The sequence below is a fragment of the Streptomyces sp. NPDC102514 genome (genome assembly GCF_055584525.1).
Genome location: NZ_JBVJLW010000017.1, coordinates 43120 through 59524, shown reverse-complemented (window position 1 = coordinate 59524; position 16405 = coordinate 43120). Strand labels below are relative to the sequence as shown.

Here is a 16405-nt window from a genome sequence, read left to right as displayed (position 1 = left end):
GTGCTGAAGGCGACACTCCGGAGTTTCCTCGCCCACAAGGGCCGGCTGCTGCTCTCGGCGCTGGCCGTCGTCCTGTCCGTGGCGTTCGTCGCGGGCAGCCTGATCTTCTCGGACACCGTCAGCCGGACCTTCGACCGGCTCTTCGCGTCCACCTCGGCCGACGTCACCGTGAGCCCGAAGGAGGATCTGGAGTCCCAGATACCCTCCGGGGCCGTCGAGACGGTGCCCACGAACCTCGTGGACCGGCTCGCGAAGGTCGACGGGGTCGCCCTCGCGCGTCCGGACGTCTCCGTGGAGAACGTCACCGTCGTCGACAAGGACAACGAGTCGGTGGGCCCGACCACGGGCGCGCCCACGATCGCCGGCGACTGGTACGTCACCGACCGCAGCCCCGTGAAGCTGACCTCGGGGCACGCTCCGCGCGGGCCCGGCGAGGCACTTCTCGACGCGGACACCGCCGACAAGAAGCACGTGGACATCGGTGATCCGCTGACCGTGATCGCGCAGCCCGGTTCGTTCAAGGTCGAGGTCGTCGGCATCGCGACCTTCAAGACCACCAACCCGGGCGCCGCACTCGTCTTCGTCGACCCGGCCGTCGCGCCGGACGAACTGCTGGGCCGGGACGGGGTCGCCACCAGCATCCAGGTGGACGCGGACCAGGGAGTGACCGACGCGCAGCTCAAGCGGCGTATCGCCACGGAACTCGGCTCAGGGACCTACGAGTTGGAGACCGCCGACGAGCAGGCCGAGTCGGCCGCGTCCCAACTCGGCGGATTCCTCGACGTGATCAAGTACGTGATGCTCGGCTTCGCGGGGATCGCGGTGCTGGTCGGGGTCTTCCTGATCGTCAACACCTTCTCCATGCTGATAGCTCAACGCACGCGCGAACTGGGCCTGTTGCGCGCGCTCGGCGCCGACCGGCGGCAGGTGCGCCGGTCCGTGCTCACGGAGGCGATCCTGCTCGGCCTGGTGGGCTCGACGCTCGGCCTCGCCACCGGCATCGGGCTCGCGTACGGGCTGATCAAGCTCATGAGTGTGTTCGGCATGAACCTGAAGACCACCGAGATGGTCATCGGGTGGGGGACGCCCGTGGCGGCGTACGTCGTCGGGGTGGGCGTCACCTTCGTCGCGGCGTATCTGCCCGCCCGCCGGGCCGCCACGGTGTCGCCGATGGCCGCGCTGGCGGACGCCGAGATCGCCGGTGTGGGGCGGCCGTTGCGGGTACGGGCCGTCGTGGGGGCGATCGTCGGCGCGCTGGGCGCCGCCGCCCTCGTGGGCTGCGCGACCTCGAAGGAGACCTCGTCCGCCGCGTCGCTGCTGGGCATCGGGGTCGTCCTCACCCTCATCGCGACGGTGATCGCGGGGCCGCTGCTCGTCCGTCCGGTGATCCGGGTCCTCGGCGGGTTCTTCCCCGCCGTGTTCGGTTCGGTCGGCCGGATGAGCCAGCGCAACGCGCTGCGCAACCCGCGGCGCACGGGCGCGACCGCCGCCGCCCTGATGGTGGGCCTCGCCCTGGTCGGCGGGATGTCCGTGGCGAGCGCGTCCATGACGAAGTCCTTCGACGAGCAGATCGACAAGACGCTGGGCGCCGACTTCGTGGTGCAGAACGCCAACTTCATGCCGTTCCCGCAGGAGATCACCGAGAAGGTGATGGCCACGGAGGGTGCGGGGCTCGTCGTACGGCAGCGGTTCGCGCCGGTCGCCGTCCGGCTGCCGGACGGCAAGCGCGTCGAGACGACCGCGTCGGGCTACGACCCGGACCTCGACGACGTCGCCCGCATCACCTACGCCGAGGGGGACACGGCCGCGGCGCTCGCGGACGGGAACATCGCGATGGACGCCGGTTTCGCCGAGGACCACGACGTGCGGGTCGGCAGCACGATCCCCGTCGAGTTCCCCGCCGGGCGGAAGACCGAGCTGAAGGTCGCCGCGCTGACCGACCAGGACGCCGCGGAGGGCTTCGGCACACAGGGCGGGCTCTTCATGGGCTTCGCCACCGTCGAGAGGTTCGTACCGGGCGGCCAGGACTCCGCGCTGTACGTGAACGCGGCCTCGGGCGCCTCCGACGACACCCTGCGCGCCGACCTCGACAAGACGCTCGACCCGTATCCGCAGGTGCAGGTACGCGACCTGGCGGACTACAAGAAGCTGATCCACGACCAGATCTCCGTGCTGCTCTACCTCGTGTACGCGCTGCTGGGGCTCGCGATCGTCATCGCGGTGCTCGGCGTGGTCAACACCCTCGCCCTGTCGGTCGTCGAGCGCACCCGCGAGATCGGGCTGCTGCGCGCGATCGGCCTCGGCCGCCGGCAGCTGCGCCGGATGATCCGGCTGGAGTCGGTGGTGATCGCCGTGTTCGGCGCGGTCCTCGGGCTCGCGCTCGGCCTCGTGTGGGGCGTGTGCGTGCAGCAGGTCCTCGCCCTGCAGGGGATGAAGGCGTTCGCGATCCCGTGGACCACGCTGGTCGCGGTCGTGGTGGGCTCGGCCGTCGTGGGCATCGTGGCGGCCCTGCTCCCGGCGCTGCGCGCCTCCCGCATGAACGTGCTGGCCGCCATCGCGCACGAGTGACCGGCCCGGGGCGGGCCACCCCGCCCAGGGATGTGTCCGGATCGTGGAATTCGGTGTCCATGTGCGGCGCCCGTGATGGGATCGGGGCATGAGTGATCTTCGGATACGGGCCGCCGTGCCCGACGACCTCGACGCCGTCCTCGCCTTCTGGCGCGCCGCCGCCGAGGGCACCAGCATCAGCGACGACCGGGACGGCGTGGAGCGGCTGGTCGTCCGCGATCCCGAGGCGCTGATCCTCGCCGAGCGGGACGGCGAGCTGGTGGGCACGGTCATCGCCGGTTTCGACGGCTGGCGGTGCCATCTGTACCGGCTCGCGGTGGACCCGGCCCGGCGCCGCCAGGGCATCGGCTCGGCGCTCCTGGCCGCGGCCGAGGAACGGTTCGTACGGCTCGGCGGGCGCCGCGGCGACGCGATGGTGCTGGCCCGCAACGAAACCGCGCACCATGCCTGGCGCGCCGCGGGGTATGCGCCGGAAGAGCACTGGCGGCGCTGGGTCAAGCCGCTGGTCGAGTGACACGCCCCCAGGAAAGGTGTGAGCGTCCGCCCATGCGCGAGTCCCCCGACATCCGGCGCCGCGGCATCCGGCGTACCGGCGTCCCACCGCGTCGACATCGCGCGCTTCCTCCGCACCTGCCCGATCATGGGACGGAGGTGACCCGATGACAGAAGTGCTCCTCCTGGCCGTCGCCGTGCTGCTCTCGCTGGCCTGCGGCGCCTTCGTCGCGGCCGAGTTCTCCCTGACCACCGTCGAACGCAGTCAGCTGGAACGGGCCGTCGAGCGCGGAGAGGTCGGCGCGGCGGGCGCTCTCAGGGCCGTCAAGAACCTCACCTTCCAGCTCTCCGGCGCCCAGCTCGGCATCACCGTCACCAACCTGGTCGTCGGCATGCTCGCCGAGTCGTCCGTCGCGAAACTGATCGCCGGGCCCCTCGAATCGGCCGGGGTGCCGAGTTCGGCGACCTCGTCGGTCGCCCTGGTGATCGGTACGGCCCTGTCGACGGTCTTCCTGATGGTCGTCGGCGAGCTGGTGCCCAAGAACTGGGCGATCTCCTCGCCCCTCGCCGTGGCCAAACGGGTGGCGACACCGCAGCGCTGGTTCAGCGCGCTGTTCCGGCCCTTCATCTCCCACCTCAACAACACCGCCAACCGGGTCGTACGCCGCTTCGGTGTCGAGCCCGCCGAGGAGCTGGCCTCCGCGCGCGGACCGCAGGAGCTGGTCGCCCTGGCCCGGCACTCCGCGAAACTGGGCGCCCTGGAGGCGGACACCGCCGAACTGTTCGTACGCACGCTGAACCTCGCCGACCTCACCGCGGAGAACGTCATGACGCCGCGGGTCCAGGTCGTCTCGCTGGACGTCCAGGCGACCTGCGAGGACGTGGCGAACGCGACCCGGGCGACCGGCCTCTCGCGCTTCCCCGTCCACCGCGGCAACCTCGACTCGGTCGTCGGGGTCGCGCACATCAAGGACGTCATCGGCGTACCCGCCGACCGCAGGGCCCGTACGGCCGTGTCGCAGGTGATGCGCGAGCCCCTGCTCGTACCGGAGACACTGACCGTCGAACGGCTCCTCGACCGACTGTCCGGCAGGCGCACGATGGCCGTCGTCATCGACGAGTACGGCGGCACGGCCGGGGTCGCCACCCTGGAGGACATCGTCGAGGAGGTCGTCGGCGAGGTGCGCGACGAGCACGACCCGCACGAGACACCCGACCTCGCCCCGGCCGGCACGGACGACGAGGGCCGCACGCTGTACTCGGCCGACGGGTCCGTACGCACCGACCGGCTCGCCCGCGTCGGACTGCGCGCGCCCGACGGACCGTACGAGACGCTCGCGGGTCTCATGGCGACGGAACTGGGACGCATTCCCGTAGAGGGCGACACGGTCGAGGTCGCCGGCTGGCGGCTGGACGTCGTGGACGCGGCGGGTCGGCGGGCCGCACGGGTGCTGATGCACGCGCCGGCCGCCGGGGGCACCCGCTCCGAAGAGGCCGGATCCGAAGGAGGGCGGCGACGATGACAGCCGTACAACTGCTGATCGGCCTGGCGACCCTGGTCGTGAACGCCTTCTTCGTGGCGGCCGAGTTCGCGCTGATCTCCGTACGCCGCAGCCAGATCGAACCGTACGCGGAGGCCGGGGACCGGCGGGCGCGCGGGGTGATCTGGGGCCTGGAGCACGTGTCCGCGCTGATGGCCGCCGCGCAGCTCGGCATCACGCTGTGCACGCTGGTCCTGGGTGTGGTCGCCGAACCCGCCATCGCGCATCTGCTGGAGCCGGTCTTCCACGCGATGGGGCTCTCGACCGGCACGGGGCACGCGATCTCGTTCGTGATCGCGCTCGCCGTGGCCACGTATCTGCACATGCTGCTCGGCGAGATGGTGCCGAAGAACATCGCGCTGGCCGAACCGGTGCGCACGGCGCTGCTGCTCGGGCCGCCACTGGTCGGCCTGTCCCGGGCGCTGCGGCCGGTGATCTTCGCGGTGAACGCGTTCGCCAACTGGCTGCTGAAGCTGCTGCGCGTCGAGATCCGGGACGAGGTGTCCGCGACCTTCTCCGACACCGAGCTGGCCCGCCTGGTGAAGGACTCCGGTGAGGCGGGGCTCATCGACGACCGCGCCCAGGAGCGGCTGAACGACGCTCTGGAACTGGGGCGGCGGCCGGTGCGGGACGTGGTGCTGCCGCGGGAAAGCGTGGTCTACGCGCGCGTGGGCGTCACTCCCGAGCGGTTGGAGGCCCTGTCCGCCGAGTCGGGGTTCTCCCGGTTCCCCGTCGTGGACGACGGGCTGCGGATCGTGGGCTACCTCCACGTCAAGGACGCCCTGGACGCGATGCCGCGCGACCTGCCGTTCCAGGTGCGGGACATGCGCTCCATCGCCCGCGTCCGGGAGAACACGCCGCTCGACGACGTCCTGACGGCGATGCGGCGCGGCCGTACGCATCTGGCGGCGGTGCTCGGCGCGGACGGGCGGCTGGCCGGGATGGTGACGATGGAGGACGTGCTGAGGGAGCTGTTCGGCCAGTCTGCGTGACGCGGCGGTGCCGGGGATGGGCGGGTACGGGTCCGGGTGCGGATCCGGGTGCGGGTGGCCGGGCGGTGGGGTCGGGCGGTGGGGTCGGAGCGCACGGCAGACCGGTGGGTATGTGCACGCGCTATCATTTCTTCCGCCATGCAGACGAATGCCACCTTCACCAGCCTTGTCGCGGTCGGCGACTCCTTCACCGAGGGCATGTCGGACCGCCTTCCCGACGGTACGTACCGGGGCTGGGCGGATCTCCTCGCGGCCCGGATGGCCGCGCAGACGCCCGGCTTCCGCTACGCCAACCTCGCGGTGCGCGGCAAGCTCATCGGACAGATCGTCGCCGAGCAGGTGGACATCGCGGTGGCGATGCAGCCCGACGTGATCACGCTGGTCGGCGGCCTCAACGACACCCTGCGGCCCAAAGTCGACATGGGCCGCGTCCGCGGGCTCCTGGAGGAGGCCGTGGAACGGCTGGCCCCGGCCTGCAAGCAGCTCGTCCTGATGCGCAGCCCCGGCCGCCAGGGCCCGGTCATGGAGCGGTTCCGCCCCCGTATGGAGGAGCTGTTCGTCTGCATCGACGATCTCGCGTCCCGCCATGGCGCGCTCGTGGTCGACCTCTACGGAGCGCAGTCCCTGGGCGACCCGCGCATGTGGGACGTGGACCGGCTGCATCTGACGGGCGAGGGGCACCGCCGGGTCGCCGAAGCGGTGTGGCAGGCGCTCGGGCACGCGGCGGAGGACGCCGAGTGGGGCACCCCGATGCCGCCCGCCACCCCGCCCGGCTGGGTCGCCCGCAGGACCGCCGACGCGCGTTTCGCCCGCCAGTACCTACTGCCGTGGATCGGCCGCAGGCTGACCGGCCGCTCGTCGGGCGACGGCCGCGCGCCCAAGCGCCCGGAGCTGCTGCCGTACGAGGAGTACAAGGGGTCGGTGGAGTAGGCGACCGCCACCGGCCCCGTCTTGCAGGTCTCGTAGGTTCCGACGAACGGGCCCGTGGCGCCGGCCTGCAGGAACCGCCAGTAGAATCCGTACACGTGACTGCGCCCGCAAAGCCCCGTATCCCGAACGTCCTCGCCGGCCGCTATGCCTCGGCCGAGCTCGCCACCCTGTGGTCCCCCGAGCAGAAGGTGCGGCTGGAGCGTCAGCTGTGGCTCGCCGTGCTGCGGGCCCAGAAGGACCTCGGGATCGAGGTGCCCGACGCCGCGCTCGCCGACTACGAGCGGGTCCTCGACCAGGTCGACCTGGCCTCGATCGCCGAGCGCGAGAAGGTCACGCGGCACGACGTGAAGGCGCGGATCGAGGAGTTCAACGACCTCGCCGGGCACGAGCACGTCCACAAGGGCATGACGTCCCGCGACCTCACCGAGAACGTCGAGCAGCTGCAGATCCGGCTCTCCCTGGAGCTGGTGCGCGACCGCACGGTCGCCGTCCTGGCGCGCCTGGGCAGGCTCGCGGGCGAGTACGGCGAGCTGGTCGTCGCGGGCCGCTCCCACAACGTGGCAGCGCAGGCGACCACCCTCGGCAAGCGTTTCGCGACCGCCACCGACGAGCTGCTCGTCGCGCACGGCCGGGTCGAGGAACTGCTCGCCCGTTACCCCCTGCGCGGCATCAAGGGCCCGGTGGGCACGGCCCAGGACATGCTCGACCTGCTGGGCGGGGACGCGGCGAAGCTCGCCGACCTGGAGCAGCGGATCGCCGGGCACCTCGGCTTCTCGCAGGCGTTCACGTCGGTGGGCCAGGTCTACCCGCGCTCGCTGGACTACGAGGTCGTGACCGCGCTGGTGCAGATCGCCGCGGCCCCCTCGTCGACCGCCAAGACGATCCGGCTGATGGCCGGGCACGAGCTGGTGACCGAGGGCTTCAAGCCGGGCCAGGTCGGCTCCTCGGCGATGCCGCACAAGATGAACACCCGCTCCTGCGAGCGCGTCAACGGCCTGATGGTGATCCTGCGCGGCTACGCCTCGATGACGGGCGAGCTGGCGGGCGACCAGTGGAACGAGGGCGACGTGTCCTGCTCGGTGGTGCGTCGGGTCGCGCTGCCGGACGCGTTCTTCGCGCTGGACGGCCTGCTGGAGACGTTCCTCACCGTCCTCGACGAGTTCGGGGCGTTCCCGGCGGTCGTGGCGCGCGAGCTGGACCGCTACCTGCCGTTCCTCGCGACGACGAAGGTCCTGATGGGCGCGGTGCGCGCGGGTGTCGGCCGTGAGGTCGCGCACGAGGCCATCAAGGAGAACGCCGTCGCCTCCGCCCTCGCCATGCGTGAGCAGGGCACCGAGCGCAACGAGCTGCTGGACAAGCTCGCCGCGGACGAGCGCATCCCGCTCGACCGCGCGCAGCTCGACGCGCTGATGGCCGACAAGCTGTCCTTCACGGGCGCCGCCGCCGACCAGGTGGCCGCGGTCGTCGCGCGCGTCGAGGAGATCCTGAAGCAGCACCCGGAGGCCGCGGCCTACACGCCGGGGGCGATCCTCTGACGCGGTTCACCCCCGCCGAACTGGAGGCCGCCCGCGGCCGGCTCGTGCCGGATGTCGTCGCGGACGGTCTCCAGGTGCTGTTCTGCGGTATCAACCCCGGGCTGATGACGGCCGCGACGGGCCACCACTTCGCACGCCCCGGCAACCGCTTCTGGCCCGTCCTGCACCTGTCAGGCTTCACGCCGCGGCAGCTGAAGCCCTCGGAGCAGGACGAGTTGCTGTCGTACGGGCTCGGCATCACCAATGTGGTGGCGCGGGCGAGTGCCCGGGCCGACGAGCTGAGCGCGGACGAGTACCGGGAGGGCGGACGGCTGCTCGCCGCCAAGGTCGAACGGCTGCGGCCACGGTGGCTCGCGGTGGTGGGCGTCACGGCCTACCGGGCGGCCTTCGACGACCGCAAGGCGATGATCGGCCCGCAGGAGCGGACGTTCGGCACCACGCGCGTATGGGCCCTCCCCAACCCCAGCGGCCTGAACGCCCACTGGACGGCGACGACGATGGCGGAGGAGTACGGACGCTTGCGGGAGGCGGCGCAGCCGGCGCCCTGAAGGGGCGCGGGGAACTGCGCGACCAGCCCCCACCGGGCCGCAGACGAAAGGCCACGCTCCCAGCGCAGCCGGCACGTTGGTCCGGTCCGGTCAGGTCCGCTCAGGTCAGGGCGGAGCCAACTCCGTCACCAGGACCAGGAGTTGGAACTCCGAACCTTCCACCGGCTCGGCAACCCCCACGGCCACCCACCGCCCCGTGCCGTCGGCCTCCCAAAGATCCACGTACCCCACGTAGGCACTCAGGTACGCCCACGGCTTAGGTATTCGCTCCTCCGGATCCTCGGAGCGCAAGAAAACCCCCACCAGACTCTTCGGCTCTGCCGCACCCCACCGCTCCCCCAGCCGCTGCGAGACACCCTCTCTGTAGGCGGTGAACTGGTCCGCGATCTCCTCCCGCCCGGACGGGTCGCCCGTCCCGAAGCCGTGCGTCGTCTCCAGTACCACCAGGTGGTAGCCGGGTCCCCCCGCGCCGACCTCCGACCAGCCGTGCGCCGCGGGGAAGTCGCGGACGCACAGCTCGTCGATCGTGGCGAGGTGTCGCTCAGTGGTCATGAAGTCCAGTAAAGCGGTCACCACTGACATTTGGCGGCCCGTCAGGTGACAACGGCTGCCTGGGCTCACGCGTCCCGGCGGTGAACACTCCACCAGCCGGCCAGGAGCGCGGCCGACGTCCACACCGCTGTCACCGCGAGCCCCGCCCACGGCCCGAGCAAACCGTCCCAGCTCTCGTGCAGGACCACCTGTCCCGCCCGGTCGGGCAGGAAGTCGGCGGCGTTCCCGGACATGTCGCCGACCACGAAGGAGACCAGCAGGAGGAAGGGGATGAGGATGCTCAGCGCGGTGACGCCGCTGCGCAGCAACGCGGTCAGGCCGGCCGCGAACAGCGCCATCAGGGCCAGATAGATCCCGCAGCCCGCGACCGCGCGCAGTCCTTCGCCCCAGCTCAGCCCGTCGGCCCGGTCACCGAGGACGGCCTTGCCCACGGCGAGGGTCACGCACCCGGTGAGGAGGCCGACGGCCAGGGCGGGGAGGCCGACGGCCGCCACCTTCGCCGCGAACCACCGTCCCCGGCGGGGCACGGCGGTCAGCGAGACCCGCAGGGCACCTCCCTGGAACTCGGAGGACACGGCCTGCGCGCCGAAGGTGATCGCCGCGATCTGTCCGAAGTTGACTCCGAAGAACGCCGTGAACAGCGGGTCGAAGTCCACGTCCGCGTCGCCGGAGCCGTCGGCCCCGGCCAGCGCGGAGAAGGCCGCGGTGACGAGGACGACGGCGCCCAGTCCCACGACGAGCGACCGCAGGGTGCGGATCTTGAGCCACTCCGAGTGGAGTACGGGTGCGAACGACACGGTCAGGCCTCCTGCGGCTGAGTCGGGGACGGGGCGGCGGACCGGGCGGCGAACTCGGCCTCGGTGGCGGTCAGATCGAGGTAGGCCTGTTCCAGCGTGCCTTCCTCCGCGGTCAGTTCGAGGAGGGGCAGGCCCGCGCCCGAGGCGAGGCGGCCGATGTCGTCCACGCGCGCGTGGTGCACGATCCAGCGCTCACCCTCACCCTCACCCTCGCCCTTGACGGCTCCCCCGCCGCCTCCTGCACTTGCTCCCCCGCTTTCTCCTCGGCTGCGCGCGGCCTCGTATCCGTGCCGCGCGAGCAGGTCGCGGAGGGCCGCGCCGTCCGTGGTGCGTACCCGTACCCGGGGGTCCACGCGCGCGTCGATGAACTCCTGCATCGGCAGATCGGCGAGCAGCCGACCGCGCCCGAGCACGACGAGGTGGTCGGCGAAGGAAGCGGTCTCGTGCATCAGGTGGCTGGAGACGAGTACGGTGCGGCCCTCACGGGCGAGCCGGCGCAGCAGTTCCCTGATCCAGATGATGCCTTCGGGGTCGAGCCCGTTGGACGGCTCGTCGAGGAGGACCACCGGCGGGTCGCCCAGGAGGGCCGCGGCGATGCCCAGGCGCTGCCGCATGCCCAGGGAGTACGTCTTGACGCGGCGGCGGGCGACCGCGGCGAGGCCGGCCTCCGCCAGGACCTCGTCCACGCGGGTCTCGGGCAGGCGGTTGCTCGCCGCGAGGGCCCGCAGATGGTCCCGTGCGGTCCGTGAACCGTGGGCGGCCTGCGCGTCGAGCAGGGCGCCGACGTGGCGCAGCGGCTCCTCCAGCGTCGCGTACGCCTGACCGCCGACGGTGGCGGTGCCGGAGGTGGGCCGGTCGAGGCCGAGCACGAGCCGCATGGTGGTGGACTTGCCCGCGCCGTTGGGGCCGAGGAATCCGGTGACCCGGCCCGGCTCGACACGGAAGGTCAGCCGGTCCACGGCGCGGGTGGTGCCGTACTCCTTGGTGAGTTCTTGGACGTCGATGCTGGTCATGGTCCAAGGCTGGCTGTCGGGAGGGGTGTTGGGCCTCCCCCGTCCGGGGAGGGCGTGTCCCCCGCTCGGGGGAGGCTCGTTGTCGGTGTCGGCTGGCACGATGACGCAATGGCCCGCCTGCTGCGCCCGCTGACCCGTTGGACGACCTATACCCGTTTCATCCATCTGTGGGTTCCCATGCTGGTCAGCAGCGTGTGGATATTCATCCACCCCGCGACGCCGTGGGCGCCCTCCGTGGTGCTGCCCCTGCTGGGGCTGATTCCGGCCGTGCGGCGCGGCGAGGGTGTGCAGGCGCAGTTCATGCTGATGCGGGACGGCCAGGGCCCGGCGATCTCGGCCGTCTCGGTCGTCCCGTCGGCCACTTGGCGGGACCGGCTGCGGACCGTGCTGTGGCTGCAGGCGCGCATGGTGCTCGGCTGGGCGGCGGCGGGAGTCAGCGTCTGGCTGCCGCTGATCACCGTGGATCTGATCCGGATCTCGACCGGTTACGTACCGGACGACAATCCGTTCCTGCCGGTGCCGCAGGCGCACTGGGCGTACGCCCTGCTCGCGCCGCTGCCGCTGATCGCCTTCTACGGAGCGTTCATCGGCCTCGGGAAGCTGATCACGGTCCTCGCGTGCCGTCTCCTGGGGCCGTCGGCGGCCGAGCGGGTCGCCGCCCTGGAGGAGCGCACCGAGCAACTCCTTGAGCGCACCCGCATCGCCCGTGAGCTGCACGACTCGATCGGTCACGCGCTGACGGTGGCCGTGGTGCAGGCGGGTGCCGCGCGGGCCGCGGGAGACCCGGAGTTCACCGACCGGGCGCTGCTCGCCATCGAGGACACCGGCCGGGCCGCGCTGGAGGACCTGGAGCGGGTGCTCGGTGTGCTGCGCGAGTCACGCAGGCCCGCGAGCGGCCGGCCGACCCTGGGGGAGGCCGACCGGCTCCTGGAGTCCGCCCGCACCTCCGGGGCGAAGATCGACGCCGAGCTGACGGGCCCCCTGGAGACAGTGCCCGGCCCGGTCTCCCGCGAGGGCTACCGCATCCTCCAGGAGTGCCTCACCAATGTGCTGCGGCACGCGGGCCCGGTGCCCGTCCGCGTCCGGATCGCCGTCGAGGAACGGACGCTCTCCCTGGAGGTGCGCAATCCGCTGAAGGGCGAGATACCGGGCGGCCCGGGCGGCGGTGTCCGGGGCAGCGGCTTGCGGGGCATCCGGGAGCGCGCCGCGCTGCTCGGCGGCCGGGCGGCGACCGGCCCGGCCGACGGTGATTGGCAGGTGCACGTAGAACTGCCGTTGCACTGATCTACGCTGGCCGGATGCCGGTCACCGTTCTGCTCGTCGACGACGAACCCCTCGTACGGGCCGGTCTGCGTGCCGTTCTGGAGGCGCAGCCCGACATCGAGGTCGTCGGGGAGGCCGCGGACGGGGCCGCGGTGATTCCGCTGGTGCGGCGGCTGCGGCCCGACGTCGTCGCGATGGACGTCCGGATGCCGCTGATGGACGGCATCGAGGCCACGCGCGCGGTGCTGCGGACCGTCGACCGGCCGCCGAAGATCCTGGTGATCACGACGTTCGAGAACGACGAGTACGTGTACGAGGCGCTGCGCGCGGGTGCCGACGGATTCCTGCTGAAGCGGGCCCGGCCGGCCGAGATCGTGCACGCCGTGCGGCTGGTCGCGGAGGGTGAGTCGCTGCTGTTCCCGGCCTCCGTACGGCAGTTGGCCGCCGAGTACGGGGACGGCGACGGGAATCCCGCGGCCCGGGCCGCGCTGAAACGGGCGGCGCTGACCGAGCGCGAGGCGGACGTGCTGCGGCTGATGACCCGGGGCCTGTCGAACGCGGAGATCGCCGCGCGGCTGGCGGTCGGCACCGAGACGGTGAAGTCCCACGTCAGCGCCGTACTGGCGAAACTGGGGGCCCGGGATCGCACCCAGGCGGTGATCGCGGCATACGAGTCGGGGTTCGTGGCACCCGGCTGATTCCGGTCCGTGGCGGGGGCCGGGAACGAGCAGGTGATCCCCGGCACTCGCCGGGACCCGCCGCGCCGAGTACGATCCGGCCAACCAACACGCGCACGAGCTGGGAGGACGGACGTTGGGGCAGTTGACCGGCGGGGATCCCTCTCTGCTGCGGAGGATCAACTCCGCGGTGGTGCTGCACGCGCTGCGGGCCACGGACTTCGCGACACTCACCGAGATCACGCGGGTGACCGGGCTGTCCCGGCCCACCGTCGAGGGCGTCGTCGAAGGGCTCATGGACGGCGGGCTCGTCGTCGAGACCGCGGCCGACGAGAGCGCCGCACGACGTCAGGGCCGGCCCGCGCGCCGGTTCCGCTTCCGGGCGGAGGCGGGCCATCTGCTGGGCCTGGAGATCGGCCCGCACCGGGTCGCCGTGCTCCTGTCGGACCTGGACGGCCGGGTGCTCGGTTCGCTCGCCAAGGACGTCTGCGAGACGGCGTCGGCGGACGAACGGCTCGAACGGCTGCGGACGGCCGTCGCGGAGCTGCTGCGCCGTGCCGGGGTCGCGCGCGGCTCCCTGCGTGCCGTCGGAGCGACCTCGCCCGGCATCGTCGAGGCCGACGGCACCGTACGCCTCTGTACGGCGCTGCCGGAGTGGACGGGGCTGGCGCTGGGCGAACGGCTGCGCCGCTCCTTCAAGTGCCCGGTGATCGTGGAGAACGACGCCAACGCGGCGGCGGTCGCCGAGCACTGGAAGGGCGCCGCCACCGAGTCCGACGACATGGTGTTCGTGCTGGCCGGGCTGAGCCCCGGGGCCGGTTCCCTCATCGGCGGGCGGCTGCACCGGGGCTTCGGGGGCGCGGCCGGTGAGATCGGCGCGCTCCATCTGCTGGGCCGGGAGGTCACTCCGGAGACGCTGCTCTCCACGACCGACGAACCGCTGCACCCGCTCGACGAGCAGGCGGTGGCGGAGGTCTTCGGGCACGCGCGCGCGGGCGACGAGCGGGCTCTGGCGGCCGTCGAGCGCTTCATACAGCGGCTGGTGCACGACGTCGCCGCGCTCGTCCTGGCGCTCGATCCCGAGCTGGTCGTGATCGGCGGCTGGGCGGCGGGACTCGACGGCGTGCTGGAGCCGCTGCGCAAGGAGCTGGCCCGCTACTGTCTGCGGCCACCCCGGGTGACGCTGTCACTCCTGGGCGAGGCGGCCGTGGCGACGGGCGCGCTGCGCCTGGCTCTCGACCATGTGGAGGAGCAGCTCTTCGCGGTGGAGAGCACGGTGACGGCCCGCCGCTGAACGCGGTGGCCGGAACAGCGGAACGTCGCGCTCCGGAAGTCGGAACGCGACGTACGCGCGCGGGTGTCGCCGTCGGACATCGGCCGGGTCGCTGTCGGTCGACGTCCGCCGTCGTCGGGTGACGCCGGTCAGGAGGCCCGGCGCTCCGGGTCGTGGTGGATCTCCACGCCGCCGGAATCGCCGAAGGTCAGCCGGCAGGTGTCGGCGCGGTAGGTGGCGACGGAGACGGCCGCCGTGCGCCCCACGGCGAAGTAGCGGGTCGTGACGACGAGGACGGGCGCTCCGGGGAGCCGGTCCAGTTCCTTGGCGTCGTCCGCACGCGCCGAGCCCAGCTCCACCGCGCGGTCCTCGCCCTCCAGGTCCAGGCGCGCGAGCTCCCGCAGGACGGCACGCGCGCGTGCGGTGCCCGACGGGGCGTCGATGCCGGACAGGTCGGGCACCGACGAGGCGGGGATGTAGAGAAGCTCCGCGGCGACGGGCTGGCCGTGCGTCACGCGGGAGCGGCGCACGATGTGCACCTGGTCCTCGGGGTCGCTCTCCAGGATCTGGGCCACCGCCGGGGGCGGGGCCGCCGTCACGCAGTCGGCGGGCTGCCAGGCGTCACCGGCGGCGCCGGGCCAGGTGTGCTGCTCGGAGGCGACGGCCACGCCCATGCGCGGCGGTGCCACGGTCGTGCCGACACCGCGGCGGCGCTGCAGGCGCCCTTCCAGTTCCAGCTGTTCGAGGGCCTGGCGGAGCGTGGCCCTCGCGACGCCGAACCGGGCCGCCAGGTCGCGCTCGTTGGGGAGGATCTCACCCACCGAGAACTCGGAGTCCAGTGCTTCGCTGAGCACGGTCTTCAGATGCCAGTACTTGGGCTCCGGCACCGTATCCAACTGCGTGGTCCCCACCGTGTCCTCCGCAATCGCCGTGTCCCGGCGGCTTTTAGCGCCCTTGTTTATTAAAGGTTCCTGCACTATCCCAGCGACCATATGGCGACCCCCACCCTTGGTCAAGACCAATCCTCGATCCGTTACAGCTCGCACAGGCGTGTTGCCGCAGAGCGTTCATACGACGTTCGCGATACGCCCCATACGTGACACAACGGCAAAGCCCCCGTCTCCTGGACGGGGGCTTCGGCGTACGACCGGGCAGGGCGCTGCGTGCCGACGGCCGTCAGTCGACGGCGAGGGACAGCAGCTTCTCCGGGTTGCGGACGATGTAGACGCACTGGATGCGGCCGTCGGCGACGTCAAGCTGGAAGACGCTGTCGGGCTTGCCGCCGGACAGCACCAGGAACGCCGGTCCGCCGTTGACCTCCAGGAAGCGGAACGTCGCGTCGGACACGCCCTTCCGCATGACTCCGCCGAGGAAGCGGCCCACCTTGTCGGCCGACTCGACGACCCGCACCGGCGCCGGGGCCAGCCCACCGCTGTCGCCGATCAGGCGCACGTCCGGGGCGAGGAGGGACATCAGTCCGTCGAGATCTCCCTCCGTGGCCGCCGCGAGGAACCGCTCGGTGAGGTCGCGCCGCTCCACGGGGTCGACCTCGTAGCGCGGCCGGCGCTCCTCGACGCGCCGGCGGGCCCGTCCGGCGAGCTGCCGCACCGCGGGCTCGCTGCGGTCGAGCGTGACGGCGATCTCGGCGTACGGGTAGCCGAACGCCTCCCGGAGCACGAACACCGCGCGTTCCAGCGGCGAGAGGGACTCCAGGACGACGAGGACGGCCAGCGAGACCGTGTCCGCGAGGACGGCCCGTTCGGCCGTGTCGGCGACGGCTTCTCCGAAGTCGGTGACGTACGGCTCGGGCAGCCAGGGCCCCACATAGGCCTCGTTACGGGCCCGGGTCTGGCGCAGCCGGTCGAGGGCGAGCCGGGTGGTGACCCGTACGAGATAGGCGCGCGGTTCGCGGACGTCGGAGCGGTCGGCCCCGGACCAGCGCAACCACGCCTCCTGGACGACGTCCTCCGCGTCGGCCACCCGGCCGAGCATGCGGTAGGCGACGCCCATCAGGACGGGACGGTGCTCTTCGAAGACCTCGGTCACGGTGTCGGTAGCCACAGGGCCATCCCAACCCGCCGTGTCGGGCCGTGTCCACACGATATGAGGGCGGGGCCAACAAGGGGCTACCCGCGGGTAGTAATTGCTGACAAGCTGTCTAGGAGTCGGCCGGTCCGCGTCGTCCGATGCCCGGCCCGCCGGTGCCGAGCCTGCCGATGCCCTG

At 72.1% G+C, this 16405-nt stretch carries 15 protein-coding genes; 10 read left to right on the top strand and 5 right to left on the bottom strand.

The features are described from left to right. The 7 genes from ACZ60E_RS35240 (at position 1) to mug (ending at position 8606) form a co-directional block, all read left to right on the top strand. The gene (locus ACZ60E_RS35240; RefSeq protein ID WP_469445881.1) at positions 1-2568 is read left to right on the top strand and encodes an ABC transporter permease; all 2568 of its coding nucleotides are present in this window, start codon (positions 1-3) and stop codon (positions 2566-2568) included. Positions 2569-2656: 88 nt separating this feature from the next. Then, positions 2657-3082 carry a GNAT family N-acetyltransferase gene (locus ACZ60E_RS35235; RefSeq protein WP_453793167.1) on the top strand — a complete coding sequence of 142 codons (426 nt, stop codon included), beginning with the start codon at positions 2657-2659 and terminating at the stop codon, positions 3080-3082. A gap of 145 nt (positions 3083-3227) precedes the next feature. Further along, positions 3228-4583, top strand: a complete 1356-nt coding sequence (locus ACZ60E_RS35230; protein WP_469445879.1) for a hemolysin family protein — start codon at positions 3228-3230, stop codon at positions 4581-4583. Next, positions 4580-5593, top strand: coding sequence for a hemolysin family protein (locus tag ACZ60E_RS35225; protein ID WP_384808572.1), 1014 nt, complete (start codon positions 4580-4582; stop codon positions 5591-5593). The genes ACZ60E_RS35230 and ACZ60E_RS35225 overlap by 4 nt, the downstream gene beginning before the upstream one ends. Positions 5594-5731: 138 nt before the next feature. Beyond that, positions 5732-6523, top strand: a complete 792-nt coding sequence (locus ACZ60E_RS35220) for an SGNH/GDSL hydrolase family protein (RefSeq protein ID WP_469445878.1) — start codon at positions 5732-5734, stop codon at positions 6521-6523. 95 nt (positions 6524-6618) lie between these two features. Then, positions 6619-8058 (top strand): adenylosuccinate lyase, encoded by a 1440-nt coding sequence (purB, locus tag ACZ60E_RS35215; protein ID WP_469445877.1) that lies wholly within the window; start codon positions 6619-6621, stop codon positions 8056-8058. Next, entirely contained in the window at positions 8055-8606 is a 552-nt protein-coding gene (gene mug, locus ACZ60E_RS35210; protein WP_469446045.1) for a G/U mismatch-specific DNA glycosylase, read from the top strand. Before purB ends, mug begins: the two co-directional genes overlap by 4 nt. A gap of 105 nt (positions 8607-8711) precedes the next feature. Here the strand turns inward: mug and ACZ60E_RS35205 are convergent, their stop codons facing one another. From ACZ60E_RS35205 to ACZ60E_RS35195, 3 genes are all read right to left on the bottom strand, one after another. Then, positions 8712-9158, bottom strand: a complete 447-nt coding sequence (locus tag ACZ60E_RS35205) for a hypothetical protein (RefSeq protein WP_469445875.1) — start codon at positions 9156-9158, stop codon at positions 8712-8714. Positions 9159-9223: 65 nt separating this feature from the next. Beyond that, the gene (locus ACZ60E_RS35200; RefSeq protein WP_469445873.1) at positions 9224-9955 is read right to left on the bottom strand and encodes an ABC transporter permease subunit; all 732 of its coding nucleotides are present in this window, start codon (positions 9953-9955) and stop codon (positions 9224-9226) included. A 2-nt stretch (positions 9956-9957) separates the two neighbouring features. Then, positions 9958-10968: an ABC transporter ATP-binding protein gene (locus ACZ60E_RS35195; RefSeq protein WP_469445872.1), complete on the bottom strand. Its 1011-nt coding sequence runs from the start codon at positions 10966-10968 to the stop codon at positions 9958-9960. Between the two features lie 108 nt (positions 10969-11076). On the opposite strand from ACZ60E_RS35195, the gene ACZ60E_RS35190 reads away from it, so the two are divergent. The 3 genes from ACZ60E_RS35190 to ACZ60E_RS35180 all read left to right on the top strand — a co-directional run bounded on the left by ACZ60E_RS35190 (position 11077) and on the right by ACZ60E_RS35180 (position 14202). Beyond that, positions 11077-12252, top strand: a complete 1176-nt coding sequence (locus ACZ60E_RS35190) for a sensor histidine kinase (RefSeq protein ID WP_469445870.1) — start codon at positions 11077-11079, stop codon at positions 12250-12252. A 14-nt stretch (positions 12253-12266) separates the two neighbouring features. After that, positions 12267-12929, top strand: a complete 663-nt coding sequence (locus tag ACZ60E_RS35185) for a response regulator transcription factor (RefSeq protein ID WP_384808560.1) — start codon at positions 12267-12269, stop codon at positions 12927-12929. Positions 12930-13044: 115 nt separating this feature from the next. Beyond that, positions 13045-14202, top strand: coding sequence for an ROK family transcriptional regulator (locus ACZ60E_RS35180; RefSeq protein WP_453793174.1), 1158 nt, complete (start codon positions 13045-13047; stop codon positions 14200-14202). A gap of 128 nt (positions 14203-14330) precedes the next feature. Here the strand turns inward: ACZ60E_RS35180 and ACZ60E_RS35175 are convergent, their stop codons facing one another. Then, on the bottom strand, positions 14331-15092 hold the full coding sequence (locus tag ACZ60E_RS35175) for a GntR family transcriptional regulator (protein WP_469446043.1): 762 nt from the start codon (positions 15090-15092) through the stop codon (positions 14331-14333). A gap of 265 nt (positions 15093-15357) precedes the next feature. Beyond that, positions 15358-16242 (bottom strand): RNA polymerase sigma-70 factor, encoded by an 885-nt coding sequence (locus ACZ60E_RS35170; protein WP_469445867.1) that lies wholly within the window; start codon positions 16240-16242, stop codon positions 15358-15360. Positions 16243-16405: the final 163 nt, after the last annotated feature.

What these genes read in the sequence shown, in the direction of transcription:
- ACZ60E_RS35235 (WP_453793167.1), top strand. Translation starts at nt 2,657, where the DNA reads ATGAGTGATCTTCGGATACGGGCCGCCGTGCCCGACGACCTCGACGCC.
- ACZ60E_RS35230 (WP_469445879.1), top strand. Translation starts at nt 3,228, where the DNA reads ATGACAGAAGTGCTCCTCCTGGCCGTCGCCGTGCTGCTCTCGCTGGCC.
- ACZ60E_RS35225 (WP_384808572.1), top strand. Translation starts at nt 4,580, where the DNA reads ATGACAGCCGTACAACTGCTGATCGGCCTGGCGACCCTGGTCGTGAAC.
- ACZ60E_RS35220 (WP_469445878.1), top strand. Translation starts at nt 5,732, where the DNA reads ATGCAGACGAATGCCACCTTCACCAGCCTTGTCGCGGTCGGCGACTCC.
- ACZ60E_RS35205 (WP_469445875.1), bottom strand. Translation starts at nt 9,158, where the DNA reads ATGACCACTGAGCGACACCTCGCCACGATCGACGAGCTGTGCGTCCGC.
- ACZ60E_RS35195 (WP_469445872.1), bottom strand. Translation starts at nt 10,968, where the DNA reads ATGACCAGCATCGACGTCCAAGAACTCACCAAGGAGTACGGCACCACC.
- ACZ60E_RS35190 (WP_469445870.1), top strand. Translation starts at nt 11,077, where the DNA reads ATGGCCCGCCTGCTGCGCCCGCTGACCCGTTGGACGACCTATACCCGT.
- ACZ60E_RS35185 (WP_384808560.1), top strand. Translation starts at nt 12,267, where the DNA reads ATGCCGGTCACCGTTCTGCTCGTCGACGACGAACCCCTCGTACGGGCC.